Annotated in this window: 16 protein-coding genes; 5 read left to right on the top strand and 11 right to left on the bottom strand. The window is 66.0% G+C overall.

The genetic code is table 11. The features are described 5' to 3' along the window. Positions 1-297, top strand: a 297-nt coding sequence (locus AC1DK9_RS13555) for an HNH endonuclease signature motif containing protein (protein ID WP_476916243.1), incomplete at its 5' end; no start/stop codon positions are given. A gap of 754 nt (positions 298-1,051) precedes the next feature. Here the strand turns inward: AC1DK9_RS13555 and AC1DK9_RS13560 are convergent. From AC1DK9_RS13560 to AC1DK9_RS13585, 6 genes are all read right to left on the bottom strand, one after another. After that, entirely contained in the window at positions 1,052-2,425 is a 1,374-nt protein-coding gene (locus AC1DK9_RS13560; protein WP_476916244.1) for a glycosyltransferase family 39 protein, read from the bottom strand. Between the two features lie 186 nt (positions 2,426-2,611). After that, positions 2,612-4,444: a gamma-glutamyltransferase family protein gene (locus AC1DK9_RS13565; RefSeq protein ID WP_476916245.1), complete on the bottom strand. Its 1,833-nt coding sequence runs from the start codon at positions 4,442-4,444 to the stop codon at positions 2,612-2,614. Positions 4,445-4,447: 3 nt separating this feature from the next. Beyond that, entirely contained in the window at positions 4,448-4,591 is a 144-nt protein-coding gene (locus tag AC1DK9_RS13570) for an MFS transporter small subunit (protein ID WP_476916246.1), read from the bottom strand. Between the two features lies 1 nt (position 4,592). Next, a complete protein-coding gene (locus tag AC1DK9_RS13575) occupies positions 4,593-5,987 on the bottom strand; it encodes an OFA family MFS transporter (protein ID WP_476916247.1) in 1,395 nt (464 codons plus the stop codon). 170 nt (positions 5,988-6,157) lie between these two features. After that, positions 6,158-8,581 carry a Tex family protein gene (locus tag AC1DK9_RS13580; RefSeq protein ID WP_476916248.1) on the bottom strand — a complete coding sequence of 808 codons (2,424 nt, stop codon included), beginning with the start codon at positions 8,579-8,581 and terminating at the stop codon, positions 6,158-6,160. 23 nt (positions 8,582-8,604) lie between these two features. Next, positions 8,605-9,240 carry an SOUL family heme-binding protein gene (locus tag AC1DK9_RS13585; protein WP_476916249.1) on the bottom strand — a complete coding sequence of 212 codons (636 nt, stop codon included), beginning with the start codon at positions 9,238-9,240 and terminating at the stop codon, positions 8,605-8,607. Positions 9,241-9,392: 152 nt separating this feature from the next. On the opposite strand from AC1DK9_RS13585, the gene AC1DK9_RS13590 reads away from it, so the two are divergent. After that, entirely contained in the window at positions 9,393-13,085 is a 3,693-nt protein-coding gene (locus tag AC1DK9_RS13590) for a TM0106 family RecB-like putative nuclease (RefSeq protein ID WP_476916403.1), read from the top strand. A gap of 168 nt (positions 13,086-13,253) precedes the next feature. Here AC1DK9_RS13590 and AC1DK9_RS13595 read toward each other — a convergent pair whose 3' ends face one another. From AC1DK9_RS13595 to AC1DK9_RS13610, 4 genes are all read right to left on the bottom strand, one after another. Then, positions 13,254-14,324 (bottom strand): alkene reductase, encoded by a 1,071-nt coding sequence (locus AC1DK9_RS13595; RefSeq protein WP_476916250.1) that lies wholly within the window; start codon positions 14,322-14,324, stop codon positions 13,254-13,256. Positions 14,325-14,415: 91 nt separating this feature from the next. Next, entirely contained in the window at positions 14,416-15,285 is an 870-nt protein-coding gene (locus tag AC1DK9_RS13600; RefSeq protein ID WP_476916251.1) for a PKD domain-containing protein, read from the bottom strand. Between the two features lie 72 nt (positions 15,286-15,357). Beyond that, positions 15,358-16,020: a DUF6318 family protein gene (locus AC1DK9_RS13605; protein ID WP_476916252.1), complete on the bottom strand. Its 663-nt coding sequence runs from the start codon at positions 16,018-16,020 to the stop codon at positions 15,358-15,360. A gap of 313 nt (positions 16,021-16,333) precedes the next feature. Continuing rightward, positions 16,334-16,975: a hypothetical protein gene (locus AC1DK9_RS13610; RefSeq protein ID WP_476916253.1), complete on the bottom strand. Its 642-nt coding sequence runs from the start codon at positions 16,973-16,975 to the stop codon at positions 16,334-16,336. A gap of 255 nt (positions 16,976-17,230) precedes the next feature. Here AC1DK9_RS13610 and AC1DK9_RS13615 point away from each other — a divergent pair, with 255 nt between their 5' ends. Continuing rightward, the gene (locus AC1DK9_RS13615; protein WP_476916254.1) at positions 17,231-17,665 is read left to right on the top strand and encodes a pyridoxamine 5'-phosphate oxidase family protein; all 435 of its coding nucleotides are present in this window, start codon (positions 17,231-17,233) and stop codon (positions 17,663-17,665) included. 40 nt (positions 17,666-17,705) lie between these two features. Further along, positions 17,706-18,128, top strand: a complete 423-nt coding sequence (locus AC1DK9_RS13620) for a very short patch repair endonuclease (protein ID WP_476916255.1) — start codon at positions 17,706-17,708, stop codon at positions 18,126-18,128. On the opposite strand, the gene AC1DK9_RS13625 is transcribed toward AC1DK9_RS13620, so the two are convergent. Beyond that, positions 18,125-18,784: a TetR/AcrR family transcriptional regulator gene (locus AC1DK9_RS13625; RefSeq protein WP_476916256.1), complete on the bottom strand. Its 660-nt coding sequence runs from the start codon at positions 18,782-18,784 to the stop codon at positions 18,125-18,127. The two genes, AC1DK9_RS13620 and AC1DK9_RS13625, sit on opposite strands and share 4 nt — an antisense overlap. Before the next feature lie 119 nt (positions 18,785-18,903). On the opposite strand from AC1DK9_RS13625, the gene AC1DK9_RS13630 reads away from it, so the two are divergent. Beyond that, entirely contained in the window at positions 18,904-19,161 is a 258-nt protein-coding gene (locus AC1DK9_RS13630) for a hypothetical protein (protein ID WP_476863318.1), read from the top strand. Positions 19,162-19,168 lie beyond the last annotated feature (7 nt).

The following is a 19,168-nucleotide window of genomic DNA, read 5'->3' on the forward strand; positions in this document are numbered from 1 at the left end:
ACCAGCAGGCTCTTCCCACCCCACCTCCGCAAAGCCATCACCGCCCGCGACCAAGGCTGCACCTTCCCCGGCTGCACCATCCCCGCCCCCTGGTGCGAAGCCCACCACATCACCTACTGGTCCAAAGGCGGCACCACATCCGCAGACAAYGGAACCCTCCTCTGCTCCCACCATCACCACCTGACCCACAAAGAACAATGGACCATCCAACCCCGCAACGGCATCCCCTGGTTCATCCCACCACCCCACCTCGACCCCACCCAGATACCCCGAAGAAACCACTACTTCAGATGCTGAACGCGGGCATCAACATACTGGTGGCTTTATCAGCCGAAATCGGCCCGGCTCTGGACTCAGAATGTCACTGAGTTCTCGAAGGAGCATGCTCAGTCGTTCGCGATCAGGCCTTATCAAAGCTGCTGAACCGTGGTGTGATAGCGACCAGATGGCCTTAATTAAAGATTCAGAGGAGACTTCCCATGACGCGGGACAGAAGCTTTACGTCTCTTAGGACCAGCCGCTCCGGCTCGGCGCATGCTCTGGCGATCATTTCTGCGTTCGCCGCGGCTCTCTGCTGGTGGATAGGGCTGAGCGGGTATGTCGTGGTCGGCGGTCCCGCCAGCAGAGGGGTAGGACTGCTTGTCTTTATCGCAGTACCTGCGGTGGCGACACTGGGAACTTACTTCGTGGCACGCCGTACCAGACGCACTGTTGGGGGAGCAGCGTTTGCGGTTCCTCTGCCGACCGGGCCCGGATACTCACACCCCGCCCGCCATCGTGCAGCTGTGGCGTCGGGCGCGGTGACCCGTCCACAAAATCCCTCGAAATCTGGCTCCCGCGTGCCGAATCATTTGGAGGCTCGTGGTGCCCTCGTCGTCGCAGTTTTCGCGGCGGCCCTTTTGTGGTGGATTGGGCTCACGGGCTTCCTCGCGGTCGGCGGCGCGGCCAGTGGCGCAGCTGGGGCAGGAACCTTCCTCGCCCTCCCGGCCGCCGCAACCGTCGGAACATACCTGGCCGCCCGCCGTCGTCGTCGCGGGGTTCCCCGATCGCCCTAGGGTCGCGTGCGCTGGAACTCAGTGACAGACGTCGTCGGACCCATGAACTGCCGCTTCGGTGCGTAGCCAATGGCCTCCATCGCGTTGCGCGCGCTGGTTTTCGTGGTGATTTCCACAACCCAGACGGTGTCGTACTTGAGGATTCGATTCCTCGCCGTCCTAACGTCGTATCGTCGGTCGAAGATGCGGCCCCACTGGGCGGCCGGTCGGGCCATGGTGGGGTCACTCAGGCCTTGAAAGTCGTCGGGGTAGGCCTTGAACGCCATGTCCCGGTCGTTGCTAATCACAAAGGCGTCGCCGGGGTGGGCAGACTTGTGGATGGTCTGGGCGATGAAACGGAAGTCGTCGCCCTCAATGCGTCCGTACTCCGTCCGCTGTCCCACATAGGAAGGCAGCGAGACAGCCAGCACAGCTGCCAATGGGACGGCCAGCCAGCCCTGATGGAGACGACGTCCCAGCGGTTTGGCCAGGAGCGGCGCGGCGGCCAGCATGGGAAGGCTTGCCAGCTCGAACGAAACATACCGCGGCAGGTAATAACCTCGGCCCATGATCGCCGATCCGATAATTACCAATGCCAGCGGCAGCACCAGCCAGGGCAAAGCCAGCTTTATTGCAAAGTGTCTCCGGGCCAGAATTGCGCCGGCAAGGGCAGCGACCCAGACAATCGCCGCCAGGCCGTACATGGAGAAATCCTCGCCCGGTGTCGGTTTGGGGCTGGAGAGCAAGTTCGCCGAGGAGTAATAGGCGTCGCTGAAAAATTGGACGAAGGCGACCTCATATGGGGTGGACTCGCCGATCGGAGGCACCCAGGCTATTTGGAATTGTTGCCTAGAGGCGATGGCGGCGACAATAGCTGCCGGCGCCAGCCAACCGATCGAAGCCAGTGCCATGCCTCGCCATTGCTTGCGGAGACGACCGTCCACGAGCAGGGTGACCCCGTGGGCCGCCACCACCAGCACGGCGTAAAACGACAGGCTGACGGTCAGCAGGCCGGTGAGGCCGTACCAGAGCCAGCGCAATTTGGACGGGGATGCGCGGATCAGCACCAGCAGGTAGCTTGCCAGCACCGCGCCCAGCACGGTCATGGCGTACGAGCGGGCATCCGTGGCCACGTATTGCACCCTGGGCAAGATGACGAAAATGAACGCAGCGCTCACGCCATAGGCGGTCCCTCCCAGCCTGCGGCCGAGAGCCATCAGCAGTCCGGCGGCCACCGCCACCGCGATCAGGCTGGGTGTGCGCAGGGACAATTCGGAAAGCCCAAATATTCTGGTCCAGCCATACATCAGCATGTAGTAGACACCGTGAACCGCATCCACTTTTCCGAGCATGGTCAAAAGCTCGGGAAAGTCCCGGTTGACCGCGCTCACGGTGGCTGCCTCGTCAGTCCAGAAGCTCGGGACGGACACTCCAACCATTGAATAGAGAAAGGCAAGCAATCCCACGATTACTGGGACGCGGCTGGTTCTATTCACCAAATAATCTAAGCATGGATGCGGACGGGCAATTGTTGTCCCGCCAAAGGCCGCCAGCGCCCGCCTCGAGTCGCCCTGGCGTTACCGCCCTGCTGCGTACCCTTGGGCGCCCCGCGGATTGGCGGCAGCCTGCAGCACTCCCGTCGCAGGATCCCGCACGACGGCGGACAGCCGGCCGAGGGTCCAGCCGCCGGCCACGGTCACAACATGGCCTCGGCGCTTGAGCCCCTCGATCACGTCCTCACCCAGCCGCTCTTCGACCACCGCGCCGCCGGGTTCCCAGGTGCGCGGCCAGAACGAACCGGGCATCGACGTCGTATGGAACGTCGGCGCGTCGATGGCCTGCTGCGGGGAGTAGCCGCCCACGATTGTCCGCAGCAGGTAAGGCAGTTGCCACTGGTCCTGCTGGTCTCCGCCGGGCGAGCCCAGCGCGGTCACCGCCCGACCGCCGCGGAGCACCAGCGTCGGCGTCAAGGTGGTGCGGGGCCGCTTGCCCGGTGTGAGGGTGGACGGTGTGCCGGGCTCCAGCCAGGTCATCTGCAGGCGGGTGCCCAGGCAGAAGCCCAGCTCCGGAATCGCGGGCGAGGACTGCAGCCAGCCCCCGGACGGTGTAGCCGAAACCATGTTGCCCCAGCGGTCCACGACGTCGATGTGGCAAGTGTCGCCGCGGGTCTCCCCGCTCGGCGCAACGGTCGGCTCACCCACGCCCAGTGCCGCCGGAGCGGACCCGGCGCCGCTGCGAACCAGGGCCGGCGGCGTGTACTCGGTCCGCAGTTGCGGCACGTAGGGCTCGCGCCCGGGGACCTTCCCCGGCCGGAAGTCGTGTGACGCCTGCTCGGTGATGAGCTCCCGGCGGCTTGCGCAGTAGTCCTCGGACAACAGGTACTCCAGCGGCACGTCCGTGTCTCCGTAGTACGCCTCGCGGTCAGCCAGCGCGAGCTTCTGGGCCTCCAGGATCGTGTGCGCCCCGAGCTCGGTGGATGGATCAAGGTATTGGTCTTCGAACCCGTCGAGGATGGCCAGGGTCTGCAGTAGCGCCGGCCCCTGCCCCCACGGCCCGGTCTTGGCGATTGTGTGCCCGCGGAACTCCACGGTGGCGGCCTCGTCATAGCTGGCCTCGAAACCGGCCAGGTCGGACAACGCCAGGACGCCCCGGTGGTCCGTCCCGGATGAGTGCCGGTGCGGGGTCTGCACGGAGTCGGCCATGGCGCGGGCGACGAATCCTTCGCGCCATTCCCGCCGGGCCGCGTCGATGCGCGCCTCCCGGGAGCCGCCAGGGCCCAGCGCCGTGCCGGCTTCGATGAGCCTTTCCAGCGTCCGGGCGTAAGCCGGATTGCGCACCACTTCGCCTTCGGCCGGGATTCTGCCGCCGGGCATCCAGAGCGCCGCCGAACTGGGCCAGTGCTCCTGGAACAGCTCCGCCACCGTGGCAATCGTGGTGCCGACGCGGCCCAGCATCGGATGACCGTCGCGCGCGTAGCCGATCGCGAAGTCCAGCACCGCTTCCAGCTCCCAGCTGCCGTGGTCGCGCAACAACAGGAACCAGGCGTCGACGGCGGCGGGCACCGCGGCGGCCAGCGCCCCCGAGCCCGGCACGAGGTCCAGTCCTTCGGACCGGTAGTGCTCCACCGTGGCCGCGGCCGGCGCTGGCCCCTGGCCCATCAGCACCACCGGCGTCCCGGGGTCCGACGCCGTCACAAAGACGCCGGTCATGTCCCCGCCGGGGCCGTTGAGGTGGGGCTCCACGACGTGCAGCACGAACGCGCCGGCTGTGGCGGCGTCGAACGCGTTACCACCGCGTTCGAGCACCGCCTGCGCCGCCGCCGTCGCGATCCAATGCGTGGATGCACTCATCCCGAAGGTGCCCTGCAGGGTGGGCCGGGTGGTGAACTGCTCAGGCGCGGTGAAGGTCATGGATCAGCCGAACAGCGCCGCCACGCGGGTCAGGGTCTCGTAGACCCCGTAGGCCAGCGGCACGCCGACGAGGGCCCACGCCACCGCCAGTTTGCCGGTGGACGCTTTGACTGCGGCCTGTGCGCCGGGGTTGTGTGCTGTGCTCATCTCAGGCCTCCATGGCGGGTTCGGCCGACCGCTCGCGGTCCGGTCGTGGTTCGTGGAATCGTGCGTCGACCGGCTTGACCAGGAGGTTGGCCACGAAGCCGACCACGAGGAGCGCGACCATGGTCAGCAATGCCGGCTGGTACGACGCGGCGTTCAGCTGGCCGGGCTTGCCCTGGGCGTCCAGGAACGCGTTGACGATCAGCGGTCCGGCGACGCCGGCAGCGGACCAGGCGGTCAGCAGCCGTCCGTGGATGGCGCCGACCTGGAAGGTACCGAAGAGGTCCCGCAGGTAGGCCGGAGCCGTGGCAAAGCCGCCGCCGTAGAAGGAAATGATGAAGAACGCGAGCGCCACGTAGAGGAAAGTGGTGGAGGAACCGGCCAGCGCCAGCACCGTGTAGAGTACCGCGCCGACGCCGAGGTAGACCATGTAGATGCGCTTGCGGCCGGTCAGGTCGGAGGTGGCGGACCAGGCGAAGCGTCCGGCCATGTTGCCGATGGAGAGCAGCCCCACGAAGCCGGCGGCGACACCGGCGCTGACCAGGGACGCGCCGTCGGACTTCCGGAAGAAGTCCTGGATCATCGGTGCGGCCTGCTCCAGGATGCCGATGCCGGCGGTGACGTTGCAGAACAGGGCAATCCAGACCAGCCAGAACTGTTTGGTCTTGACGGCGTTCTTGGCCGAGACGTTGTCCGTGGTGACCAGCTTGGACGCCTTGACCTTGGCGGGGTCGAAGCCGGCGGGCTTCCAGCCATCGGCGGGGACCTTGATGGTGAAGGCGCCGAAGAGCATGTACGCGAGGTAGACGACGGCGAGGGTCAGGAAGAGCTTGCCGACCGAGTCGCCGCTGGCCACCCAGCCCTGCGCGCTCGAGTTCGGGTCGTATGCCTTGAGCAGGGCGGTGGAGACAGGGCTGGCGATCAGCGCGCCGCCGCCGAAGCCCATGATGGCCATGCCGGTGGCGAGTCCGGGCCGGTCCGGGAACCACTTGATCAGGGTGGACACCGGCGAGATGTAGCCGATGCCCAGGCCGATGCCGCCGACTACGCCGTAGCCAAGGTAGACGAGCCACAGCTGGTGCGTGAAGATGCCGAGGGAGCCGATCAGGAAGCCGCTGGCCCAGAACATGGCCGAGGTGAACATCGCCTTGCGAGGGCCGTTCTTGTCCACCCAGGTGCCCATGATCGCGGCGGACAGGCCGAGCATCACGATTGCGATCGAGAAGATCACGCCGATCTCGGTCAGGCTGGCGCCGAAGTGCTTGACCAGGGCGGTTTTGTAAACACTCGTCGCGTACGCCTGGCCGATGCACAGGTGGACGGCGAGCGCCGCGGGCGGCACGAGCCACCGGTTGAACCCCGGCGGGGCGATGGTTCGTTCACGGTCCAGCCAACCCATTACTGCTCCCCTTGCTTGTCTGACGACGTCGATGTCCCAGTGATCTAGAGGCTAAAGCCCTAAATGATGGGCAGTTGCCTCCGGCAATCATGGTGCAAATCGTCAGCAAACGTACCATTCGAGCGCCAAGCGGTAGGGAATCCGCGCTGAACGGTAATTGGCGAGTCGGTCTAGTTTCCGAGTCCGGCCCTGCGGAGCGCCTCCGCCATCGCCGTGTTGGCCGGCGCAGGCTTGGGCGCGGCCTTGGCTGCTGCCTTGGGCGCTGCTGCTGCGCCCTGACTCGCCCCGGCCTGACCGGCCCCGGGTCGTTTCCCTCCCGGGCGCGGCTGCTGCGTCGCGGGCCGTCCGCCGGGGGCCGGCCTCCCACCGGAACCCGTACGCCCTGCTGCCGCGCCCGGTTCGTCGTCGAGCCTCAGCGTCAGCGAGATGCGCTTCCGTTCCGGGTCCGCCTCCAGCACCTTGACCCGAACCACCTGGCCGGACTTCACCACCTCGCGCGGGTCGGAGACGAAGCGGTTGGCGAGCGCGGAGACATGCACCAGCCCGTCCTGGTGCACGCCGACGTCAACGAACGCACCGAACGCGGCAACGTTCGTGACCGTGCCCTCCAGCACCATGCCCGGTTTAAGGTCGGAGATCTTCTCAATACCTTCCAGGAACGTCGCCGCTGCGAATTCGGGCCGCGGGTCCCGTCCGGGTTTTTCCAGCTCGGCGATGATGTCCCGGACGGTGGGCAGGCCGAACGAGCCGTCCACGAAGCCCTGCGGGTTCAGCGTGGCCAGGGCGCCGCCGGCGTCGGCTGCGGCCTTGATCTTGCGCGCCAGCGGGTAGGCCTCCGGATGCACGCTGGAGGCGTCCAGCGGCTCCGCTCCCCCGCTAATGCGCAGGAAGCCAGCGCACTGTTCAAAAGCCTTAGCGCCCAGCCGGGGCACCTTCTTCAGCTCGCTGCGCTTGGCGAACGGGCCGTGTTCGTTCCGGTACGCCACGATGTTCTCGCTCAGCAGCGGACCGACGCCGGCAACCCGGCTCAGCAGCGCGGGTGAGGCGGTATTGACGTCCACCCCCACGGCGTTGACGCAGTCCTCGACCACGGCGTCGAGGCTGCGGTCCAGCTTCGCTGCGGTCACGTCGTGCTGGTACTGTCCGACGCCGATCGACTTCGGCTCGATCTTCACCAGTTCCGCGAGCGGATCCTGCAGCCGCCGGGCAATCGAGACCGCGCCGCGCAGCGACACATCCATCCCGGGCAGTTCGGCCGCGGCAAGCGCCGACGCCGAGTACACGGACGCTCCGGCTTCGGAGACCACGAGCTTCTGCGGGGCGCGGCCAGCCTCCGCGCCGAGCTGTTTGATCAGCTCCGCCGCGAGCTTGTCCGTCTCCCTAGATGCCGTGCCGTTGCCGATCGCCACCAGTTCAACGCCGTGCTTCCGGGCCAACGCCACGAGCGTGCGCAGAGCCTCGTCCCATTTCCGTACCGGAGCGTGCGGGTAGACCGTGTCCGTCGCGACCACCTTGCCGGTTCCGTCGACCACGGCGACTTTCACGCCTGTGCGCAGCCCGGGGTCCAAGCCCAAGGTGGCACGGTTGCCGGCCGGGGCAGCCAGCAGCACGTCCCGGAGGTTGGCCGCAAACACCCGCACTGCCTCGTCCTCCGCCGCGGCGAACATCCGGCTGCGCAGATCCCCGCTCAGGCGGCTGAGGACCCGGGAGCGCCAGGCCTGCTGCGCGGTCTGAAGCAGCCAGGCGTCGGCGGGCCGGCCTCGGTCGGCGACCCCGAGGAACCTGGCCACGGCGGCTTCATACCGGCCGCGGGCGGCGGCCAGGGCGGCGTCGTCGTTCGGTTCCGCCTCACTGAGATCCAGCTCCAGCACACCGTCCTTTTCGCCGCGCAGCAGCGCGAGGACCCGGTGCGAGGGCATCCCGGAAGGGGCCTGGGAGAACTCGAAGTAGTCCTTGAACTTCTGCCCCTCGGCTTCCTTGCCCTTCTTGACGCGCGAAACCATCCGGCCCTGCGTCCAGAGCCGCTCACGCAGCGTGGCGGCAAGGTCAGCGTCCTGGGCGACGCGCTCGACCAGGATGGACCGGGCTCCGGCCAGCGCCGCGGCGGCGTCCCCGATGGCATGTTCGGCGTTGAGGTAGCGGGCAGCTTCGCGGTCCGGGTCCAGCTCCGGGCGCCGCAGCAGCGTGTCCGCGAGGGGCTCGAGGCCGGCCTCGCGGGCTATCTGGGCCTTGGTGCGCCGTTTCGACTTGAACGGCAGGTAGATGTCTTCCAGCCGCGACTTGGTGTCCGCAGCGACGACGGCGGCCTGCAGTTCCGGGGTCAGCGCCCCCTGCGCGGCGATCGCTTCAAGGACGGTCCGGCGGCGGTCCTCCAGCTCGCGTAGGTAGCGCAGCCGCTCCTCAAGGGTTCGGAGCTGGGTGTCGTCCAGCGTCCCGGTGGCTTCCTTGCGGTAGCGGGCGATGAAGGGGACCGTGGATCCGGCGTCGAGCAACTCCACAGCGGCTTTCACCTGCCAGGGTTTCACGCCGAGCTCGGCGGCGATCTGGGTCTCGACCGGGGAGGATACGGCGGGGTGCTGCGGGAGTTGGCTCACCCCTCCCATTTTGCCTTAACAGCTCAGGCGCCGGGCGTCCCCGCTGCGGCAGCAGGCTCCTGTACGTCCTGCACAACCTCGTTGCGGCGCAGGAACCACGGCTTGAACGGCGGATCAAAGCGGGCGAACCGGGGCGGCCCCACTGCGGTTAGTCCCGCGAGGGCCAGTGCCGCCTGCAGGCCGTCGTTGCGCCGTGCAAAGGCTGCCGCCGAGCTGTTTCCGGAGAAACGCAAGGCGGCGGCCAGCGAGCCCGCTACCGCCCTGATTTTGACGTCCGGGTTCGTTGGAACCGGTGCCGACTCAGCGGTCACACCGGCCGGCAGAACGAAGGCAACCACAAAATCGGCCGGCGCCTCGCTTCCCGGCAACGCCCCGCTTTGGATCACCGGAGCGGTCATGGCCAGCTTCTGCGAGGCGCCGCTGCCCTGGCTTCCCGGGCCTTGGGTTTCACTCCCTTGGATCACCGGGGCAGTCATCGCCAGCTTCTGACTGGCGCTGTTACTGCCGGCGATGTAGTTGAAGAGGTGCCGGAAAGCAGCGTTTCCGGCGCGGTCAAAGGTCGCGCGGACGCGTACCTCGGCCACGACGTAGGCAGGATAGCGGCGCAGTTCGAAGTGCGGGTAGCTGCGAACCAGCTCATAAGGTTGCTGTTCGGTCATGGTCTTCTCGACCTTACGCCGCTCCGACGCCTTCGGCCAGAGGTCACTTTCTACCGGTCGCCCGTTCAGTTCCACTGTTCGACGCATTAGTGTCAGAGGGTTTTGGTAGCTTGGCAGAAGAGTCAACCACCAGCCAGTACAACGGGGGCGCAGTGTTTTTTCTTGAACCGGAAGCACCGGGCGCGGCGCCGGACCTGGTCTACTCCGCGAGCGACCTCGTGGTGGCCGTCGGCTGCGAGTACCAGTTGCTCCGAAAGCTCGACGAGAAGCTGGGCCGCACTCCCAAGGCAGATTTCGGCACCGACGAGATGCTCCAGCATGCGGCTGTGCTGGGGGACGTCCACGAGCGCAAGGTCCTCGACGGGTTCGTGGCCGAGTTCGGCGATTGGGACCCGGTCCGCGGGCGAGGCGTGTACGACGTCGTTCCCGCGACGGCAATGGACCGCGCCAGCTTGGTTGCCAAGCACCGCGAGTCCATCGAGGCGCTCCGCGCCGGGGCCGACGTCGTCTTCCAGGCTGCCTTCTTCGACGGCCAGTTCCACGGCCGCTCCGACTTCCTGGTGCGGCAGGCCGACGGCGGCTACGCGGTGTTCGACTCGAAACTTGCCCGCCACGCCAAGGTGACCGCACTGCTGCAGCTCGCCGCCTACGGCGACCAGCTGCTCAAAGCCGGCATCCCGGTGGACCCGTCGGTGACGCTCGTCCTCGGCGCCACAGAGCAATTGGCCGACGGCGGCTTCGACTACGTCCGGAGCCACCACAAACTCGCCGAAGTCCTGCCGGTGCTCCGGGAGCGGCGGGAGCGCTTCCTCGCCCTGACGGCCGGGCACATCGCGCAGGCCGACGCCGTCCGCTGGGGTGCCGACGGCATCAGCGCCTGCGGCCGCTGCGACTACTGCCAGGAGCAGGTGAAGGCCACGGATGACCTCCTCCTTGTGGCCCGGATGAACTCCGTGCAGCGCAAAAGCCTGCATGAACTGGGCATTCACACCGTCACAGAGCTGGCGCAGGCGACGCTCGCCAAGCCGACGCCCACGCTCTCGCGGCTGCAGGAGCAGGCCCGGATGCAAAGCGGCATCGGCGCTGCGGACGGCGAGGTCCAGTACCGCAAGGACGGCGAGCTGCATACCTTGCGCTACGGCGTCTTGCCGGAGAACACCCTGGCGGAACTGCCCCCGCCCAGCGCGGGCGACATCTTCTTCGACTTCGAGGGCGACCCACTGTGGCAGGAAAGCGCCACCGGAGTATGGGGACTCGAGTACCTCTTCGGCGTGATCGAGGCGCCGACCGGGCCTGGGATTCCGGGGGTTTTCCGGCCGTTCTGGGCGCACAGCCGGCCGGCGGAGAAAAAGGCCTTCCTGGACTTCCTGGACTATGTGGAGAAGCGCCGGCGCGACTACCCCGATATGCACGTCTACCACTACGCCGCCTATGAGAAGACGGCCCTCCGCAAGCTCTCGGTGCTGCATGTGGCCGGCGAGGACATTGTGGACGAGTGGCTGCGCGCGGGCCTGTTGATTGACCTGTACCAGACGGTCCGGAACAGCATCCGCATCTCCGAAAATTCGTACAGCATCAAAAAGCTCGAGCCGCTGTACATGGGCACGAACCTCCGCTCCGGCGACGTCAAGGACGCCGGAGCCTCCGTGGTGGCGTACGCCCACTACTGCGAGGCGCGCGACGCCGGCCGGGCCGAGGACGCGGCGAGGATCCTGGCCGGCATCTCCGATTACAACGAATACGACTGCCTCTCGACGTTGGAGCTGCGGAACTGGCTGCTCCAGCGGGCCAAGGAACGCGGGATCGAGCCCGGCGGCGGCTCCGGGTCAGGCGGCCCGGGTTCAGGCGGGGACGACGGCGGGCCCGGCGGCGGGTCCGGGTCGGGCGGTCCGGGTTCAGGCGGGCCCGGCGGCGGGTCCGGGTCAGGCGGTCCGGGACCCGACGCAGGCTCCCCAACCGCAGCTGCCGCACCTGCCCCGGCAGAGCTGGCGCTGCTGGCTTATGCCGAACCCGGGAGCGGCCTGCCCGAGGAGGACCGAAAGGCCGTCGCGATGCTGGCTGCGGCGGTGAGCTATCACCGCCGGGAGCGTAAGTCCTTCTGGTGGGCGCACTTCGACCGATGTGAGTACGGACCGGACACGCACGAGCGGGACCGGAATGTTTTCCTCGTTGATACCGCCGAAATTCTGGGCGACTGGCAACAAGAGGGCCGGAAGCTGCCCGAGCGGCAGATCCGGCTGACCGGCACCGTGAGCCCAGGCTCGGACCTGCGCGAAGGCAGCAAATGGTTCCGCATGTACGGTCATCCGCTTCCCGGCGGCCTGGAGGGCACCGGCAAGAGCAGCTCCGGCCGGAACGGCTGGTTCGGTACGGAGGTGCTGGAACTTGGCCACGAGGACGGCAAGGACACCGTCGTCATCCGGGACCGGCTGCACCGCAACGTAGCGCCCCACGACGAGGTGCCCATCGCGCTGACCGAGGACCAGCCGCTCGCCACCAAGAGCCTGGAGCAGTCGCTGGAGTCGCTCGCTGAACTGGTGGCCGACGGCTTGCGGTCCGGTTCCATCCCCCGCCACCCCGCCCTCGACCTTGTCCGGCGTTTGCCGCCGCGGCTGACCGGCGGCGCGCCGCTGCCGCAGCCGGGCGATGGTCCGGACCGCTTCGTCGATGCCATCACGACGGCGGTCCTGGCACTCGACCACTCCTACCTGGCCGTGCAGGGCCCCCCGGGCACCGGGAAGACCTATGTGGGCTCCCATGTCATCGCCCGGCTCGTAGCCCGCGGCTGGAAGGTGGGGGTGGTCGGCCAGTCCCATGCCGTGGTGGAGAACCTACTGACCACGGCGGTCACCAAGGCCGGGGTCAAACCGGACCTGGTGGCGAAAGACGTGAAGCACGAGAATCCCTTGCCGTGGCAGGCGCGGACCGGCAGGGACGTTGCTGCCCTGCTCGGCTCGCCCGGCGGGGCGCTGGTCGGCGGTACGGCGTGGACCATGACCGGCGCCAACGTCCCGGCTGGCTCCCTGGATCTGCTGGTGATCGATGAGGCCGGGCAATTCTCGCTGGCCAACACGCTCGCGGTCGCCCAGTCCAGCACGCGGCTGCTGCTTCTTGGGGACCCGCAGCAGCTCCCCCAGGTCAGCCAGGGCAAGCATCCCGAACCGGTGGACGAGTCGGCCCTCGGCTGGATCTCCGCCGGGCATGCCACGCTCCCGGCGGAGCTTGGCTATTTCCTGGCCGACTCGTGGCGGATGAACTCCGAGCTGTGCATGGCTGTTTCCGAACTGTCGTACGAGGGCCGGCTTCGGTCAGCTCCGTCAGCCGACCGGAGGCACCTGGACGGCGTTCCAGCTGGAATCGAAACGCTGATGGTTTCGCACGAAGGCAACACGACGTCGTCCCCCGAGGAGGCCGCCGAAGTCGTCCGGCAGGTGCGACGCCATCTGGGTCTGCTGTGGCACACCGAGGAGGGGTCGCGTCCCCTCGCTGCTGCGGACGTCCTCGTGGTGGCTGCCTACAACGCCCAGGTGAACCTCATCCGCGAAGCCTTGGACCGGGCTGGTTTGACCGGCGTCAGGGTTGGGACCGTGGACAAGTTCCAGGGACAGGAGGCTGCCGTGGTGATCGTGTCAATGGCGTGTTCGGCGGTGGCTGAGGCACCGCGGGGCATGGAATTCCTGCTCTCCCGGAACCGGATCAATGTGGCCGTGTCTCGCGGGCAATGGCGCGCGGTCATCGTCCGCGCCCCGGAGCTGACCAACTACCTGCCCGCTCATCCGGAAGGCCTGGAACAGCTGGGCGGCTTCATCGGCCTCTGCCAGAGGTCCGTGTCCGCGGTTTCCTAGGGGACATGCCCAACCTTGAGGTGCGCCACCGGACATGCCCATAGCCTTCAAACCGCGCCACGGAACATGCCCATCCTTAAACGCCAACAGTGGACAGAATGGGATTCTGTCCACTGTTGGCGTGATCTGTTGGGCAGGTCCGGCCGTGACTAGGCCGGCCATCCGCTCCTAGTTCTGGTAGACCGGGTAGTCGGTGTAGCCCTCGGCGCCGTCAGCGTAGAACGTCGACGCGTCGGGTTCGTTGACGGGGAGGCCTTCGCGCCAGCGACGGACCAGATCCGGGTTGGCGATGGCGGGGCGTCCCACGACCACCGCGTCGGCGTATCCGTCCGAGACCAAGGCCTTGGCCTCGTCGCGAGTGGTGACGACGCCGAAGCCGGTGTTCAGCAGGAAGGTTCCATCGAAGCGCTTGCGAAGTTCCTGAACCAACTCGCTCGTAGGCTCCTTGTGGAGCACGCTGAGGTAAGCCAGCTTCAGCGGAGCCAGGGCGTCCACCAGGTAGCCATAGGTTTCACGCACGTCAGCGGCGTCCAACTCCAGGGCACCCTGCACGTTGTGCTCGGGCGAGATGCGGATGCCGACGCGGTCCGCGCCGATGGCATCGACGACAGCCTGGACGACTTCGATGACGAACCGGGCGCGGTTTTCGGATGAACCGCCGTAGATGTCGTCGCGCTGGTTCGCAGCCGGGGTCAGGAATTCGTGCAGCAGGTAGCCATTGGCAGAGTGAAGTTCGACGCCGTCGAAGCCAGCCTCGACCGCGTTGCGGGAGGCCCGAACGAACTCTTCCCGGATTGCGGGCAGCTCGTCTGTGGTCAGGGCGCGGGGAACCGGGAAGGCCTGCTTGCCTTCGTAGGTGCGGGTCTCGCCGTCGATGGCGATGGCGCTCGGCGCGACAACTTCGTGTCCACCGGTGGTGTCCTCATGCGTGACGCGTCCCGCGTGCATGACCTGGGCGAAGATCCTGCCGCCCTCGGCGTGTACGGCGGCGGTGACGTCGGACCAGCCCCTGAGCTGTTCCTCAGTGACCAAGCCGGGCTGGCCCGGGAAACCCCGTCCGGCCGGGCTGGGGTAGGTGCCTTCGCTGACAATCAGGCCGAGCGAGGCGCGCTGCCGGTAGTGCTCGACGACGAGCGGTCCGGGGACGCCTTCCTTGCCTGACCGGAGTCGGGTGAGTGGCGCCATCACGAGTCGGTTGGGAAGTTCCAGCTGGCCGAGTGTCATTTGGGAAAACAGCATGCGCGGTTCCTTTCGCGGTGGATTGTGTCCACTGGCAACAGCAATCCAGCGTCTGCAACTATTCCGGTTGAGACTCGAATCACGCGCTTGTTCAAGGCGCGGGCGGGGGCGCGCCCGGGCAACCCTGACCTTCTGGATTCTGCAGACAGTCGTCGGCATAGTTGCGTGTGATGGAGCGCCAGACGCTGATTGTCTGAGGCGGGGAGCTGAATTGTCCTTGACCCGGAATCGGCAATGCTGGTCCGCCATTGACGGAGTAGGTCCCTTGAAAGTACGTGCTCAGCGCAACCGAAAAGTCTCCGGTGCGGGTGTAGATATGGCTGGTGGCGGTCTTTTCGCCCCAACGATCCTGCGGCAGTGGCCCGCCGGCCGAGTTCTGTGGGCCCAGCGTGGTGCCGTCACCATAGTTCCAGGCGTATTGAACGGGTTTGGCGTCGACGTGGACATCCTGGGCCAGGATCTTGATGTCGAACTGCTGCTCTGCGGCTTCGGCGAAGAAATTCGTCTCGGCGCCCCGCAGCGTATGAGGGCTGGGCTGTGCTGTCACGCGGCCGGCAGCGATCGGCAGTTTCTGGAACTCTGTTTGGATCATGGCCGCGATGCGGGGCAACAACTCTTCGGGTCGCGCATCAAACAGGCACGTCGGCCCGGAATGGTAACTCCAGACCGGATTAGGTACCCCGGCGGGAGCCTTGAACCAGGTGACGGGAATTCCGTCCTTGCCGCCGGGCCCGTTCTTGCATTCCAACACGGTCGCCAGGCAGTCAGCGTCGAAGTCGCCACCGCCGAGATGGCATTGGAGTTCGTACTTGTACTGGAAAGGATCGCTTGAGACGGTGCCGGGCTCCTGATGCACGAACTTTCTGGCGGCCTCGTCCCAGCTCCACCCATCGACATGGACACCATCGGGCCGCCAGTCCCCGAATATGTCCGGGTCCGCGGACGAGGCAGCGGCACTCATGCACAATGTCGTGAGTGCCGACACCAGTGCCGCCGTTATCCACATCCTATAACTAACCGCCGCGTCCACGTTTCACCCGACGATTCTGCCAATGTCAGCGAGTTTCCATGCCCCTGCCTCAAAGGCGACAAATAGGAGATTTCCGGTGTCATCCGGCTGCGAGCCGCGGCGAGCGACGCTGCCGTCTTTTCGCATATAGGTAAGGGGCGTTTGGTGGGCCTGCACGGCAACTTGGTAAGTCATATTGGGGCCTTGGACGAATTCAGTTGAGACCGATGGCGTGGTTACCACACCACCCACCAGCCAGCGCCCCTCCGTGTGCCAGGCATTTATGACCGCTTTCGCCTTTGCGCACGGTTCACAGTTATCAGAGGTGACGCTATTTAAGGGTCGTAAATCGCCCGTTTCGTATCCGTAGCTCAGCAGACTAAACCAGTGCTTGGCGAACGCAATTGCACCCGCCTTCGTCTTCGTCTTCGCCACCGCCGGCAACACCGGCACCGGGACGTTCTGGGCCCTGCCCTTGGCATCTGCGGGCTTGTAGCTGGCGGTCGGCGTCGGCGTCGCGGTGGCACTGGCGGTGGGTGAAGTCGATGGGCTGATCGACGCACCACTCGGAGAGGAACTCGGTGCCGCCTGGCTTCCGGTGCAAGCCGTCCCGATGAGGGCAACAGCGGTGAAGAGGGCGGCCGCGGCGGCGAGCCGACGGCTGGCGATTGGAGTGCGAGATGTCATGTTCAGCTAATCCCCCGATAGAAATCAAGACGCCTGAATCCAAACAATGCCTAAGGGTAACTGACACCGCACTCTCGCCGTAAGGGTTATCCACAGGGCCTCCATTCACTCCTGAAGCACCCGCCTCTGGGGAATCAACAGCCCCACATGGCACGCTGCAAGGGCATCATCGCCGGCCGCTACACACCCTCGCGATTCCTAACGCAAGCAGGGCGCCGCAGAGAAATCTTCTGCAACGCCCTGCCGCACCCCGGGTTTTAGAATCGGCCTGGAGCTTTAGAACCGGTCCGGAGTCCAGAACCGGCCCACAGTCCTACTTCTTGTTGTCCACCCCAAGGCCCGAGCCGCTGCAGCTCGCCATCGCGCCCTGGCCGCTGCCGGAGTTCTTTGAGATCGACCTACCGTCAAACAGGATTTCGCAGCCGACCTTTGCCGCGGCATTGGAGTAATCCCCGGTGACAACCAAGGAGACGAAATCGGAGTTCTTCACGGCCTGCTCCTTTTTCCAGGCAGCGCTGACCTTTTCCGTGGACGTTCCGCCGCTGGTCCAGTAGCTGACCGAGGCCTTGCCGTTGGTCGTCACCACGTACTGGATCTTGTGCTCCGAGTTGAGCGCATGGTCGGCCGAGGAGACAGCAGCGGACAACACCGCCATCCAGATGGCCGCAATGACAATGCTGACGACGCCAAGCACGAGGCCCGCAATGGCGGCCCCCTTCTTGGCGAACTTGCGGGTGGCACCGATGATCCCGAACACAACCGCCAGCGGCCCCAGGACGAAGGCGACGACGCCCATCACCGGGATGAACGAGAAGACCGCGGCCACAATGCCGAGGACCAGCGCGGTTACGCCCCAGCCGTTGCCCCGGGGAGCAACGGGAGCGCCGGCCATTGCCGGAACGGTGGAGGTGGGCGCATCCGCGGGTGCAGTGTCGTGTGAATTGAAAGTACTCATGATTCCCCATACTCATGGCCAGGCGACGCCTGGCAGTTCGAAGTGTCCGGGCCCAAGCGCCCCCATGGCGCGGAGGGGCATCCCTTCCTGCGGCACATATACCCTGACGGGCGGCCGCTGGCTGCGATGCAAACCGGACACGCTGAACGTTAGGGAGGGGGTCTGACAATTCAGCGGCGGGAACCGGGCTGCGAGCCCGGCAATCAATTCCGCAAGCCTCTGGCGTTTTTCTACACGGGACAGAACAATGAGCCCATGATGTTCGAACACGCAGACAACAGCCCGATTTTGACCCTGTCCCCGGATGAGACTTGGAAACTCATCGAAGGAACACAACACGGCAGGCTCGTCGTCACCGTGGGTGGGGAACCGGACATTTTCCCGGTGAATTACGCCGTCAGTAACCGCAAGCTCTACTTGCGCACGGCACCCGGCAACAAGCTCGCCGAGCTGACCATCAACTCCAAGGTGCTCTTCGAGACCGATGGCATCCTGTCCGAGGAGGCGTGGTCGGTGGTGGTTCGCGGCACAGCACGTGTTCTGGAGCAGTCTGCGGACATCGCAACCGCCGAAGCGCTGGGGCTCAAACCTTGGGTGCCGACGCTGAAGGACTTCTACGTCGAAATAGAGCCGACGTCGGTCAGCGGCCGGCACTTCCAGTTCGGCGAGCACCCGGAACGGGAGATTTAGGCCAAGTCCCCCGTAATCTGCCGCCGCCTAGACTTAAACAATGGCGGACAGTCTCACCCCGGAGCGGCGCAGCTGGAACATGTCCCGCATCAGGGGTAAGAACACCAAACCCGAATTGCTGGTCCGGAGGATGCTGCACGCCAAGGGTTACCGCTACCGCTTGCACGGGACAGCCCGCGGCGGCAGGCTGCCTGGAAATCCCGATCTCGTGTTCGCGAGCCGCCATAAGGTCATCTTCGTCAACGGCTGCTTCTGGCATTTCCACGACTGCAGGGTGGGACAGCATGCGCCCAAATCCAACGCGGACTTCTGGGAAACCAAGCGCACCCGCACCCGGAACCGCGACGCCGAACAGCGCCGCGCGCTCGAAAGTTCCGGCTGGGAGGTGCTCACCGTTTGGGAGTGCGAACTCAAAGACCTCTCAGCCCTCGAGCAGCAACTCGACAGTTTCCTCAGCCGCTAGGCCTGGTGGTGGTCAATGAGCCACCCGGCCATCTCACGCGCCCGGCCCGCGGCAGCCCGGTCTCCCCCGGCCGCTGCGACAATCGAGCCTTTCATCAGGATGTACCAGGACCGGGCAAAGCCCTCGGCGTCCCTCAGGTCCGCCTCCTCCGCGAGCTCCTGCACATGGCCGCGGATCTTGTCGAGGTAATCAATGCTTGCCCGGCCCAGCGGATGGGTCGGACCCATCTCGAGCAGAATGTTCACAAAGGAGCAGGCTTCAAAGTCGTCCCGCGCGAACCAATCGGCGAAGACCTCGAAGATGGCCAGCAACTGTTCCACCGGGGTGCGCCCCCGGCGTCGGGCCTCGGAAAGGATGGTGGCTACCGTCCACTGCCGGTCGCGTCGCTCCAGGAAAGCCAGCACCAGCTCGTCCTTTGAGCCGAAGTGCCGGTAGAAGCTGGCCTTCGCCACACCCGAGCGGCTGATGAGCTCATTGATGCCCACATCCCGCACGCCGCGACGCGAAAACAATTCGTACGCAACGTCCAAAATGCGCTCACGGATCCCGGTAATCTCAGCAGCACCGGCGTTGATGTCACCGCCGGACGCAGGAACGCCACCGCCGCCCGCACCTGGGGGCGGAGACGCAGCCTGGGATTTGGTTGAAACAGACATCGAAATTATCTTACCGCTACACGAGACAGACTGGTCTCCCTGAGCTAAGATCGAGACTCGGGGACTAGGACTCTATTGGTCAGTACGTGGGGATACTACTAACTCCGCAGGAGAGCACCATGCCACACTTGTTGTTGTCTACCGAGACGCGCACGCGGCACGCCGCCCGCAGCCCCGAAACGCATGAGGATCTGGAGCCGTTGCGCCGTCAGGTATCCGCCATCATCGATGCGATTCTCTCGGAAACCGAGCCGGGCGAGGCTCCGGTTCGGGAGCAACTCCGCAGGCACGTGGCCAACAATCCCGGGGAGCCGGAAAAAGCGCTCCTCAACCACCTGCTGTCAGTCTCCACGGTCCTGCAGGACGACACCGCCTAGATAACCT

The sequence above is a fragment of the Arthrobacter sp. 01T414 genome (assembly GCF_056398965.1).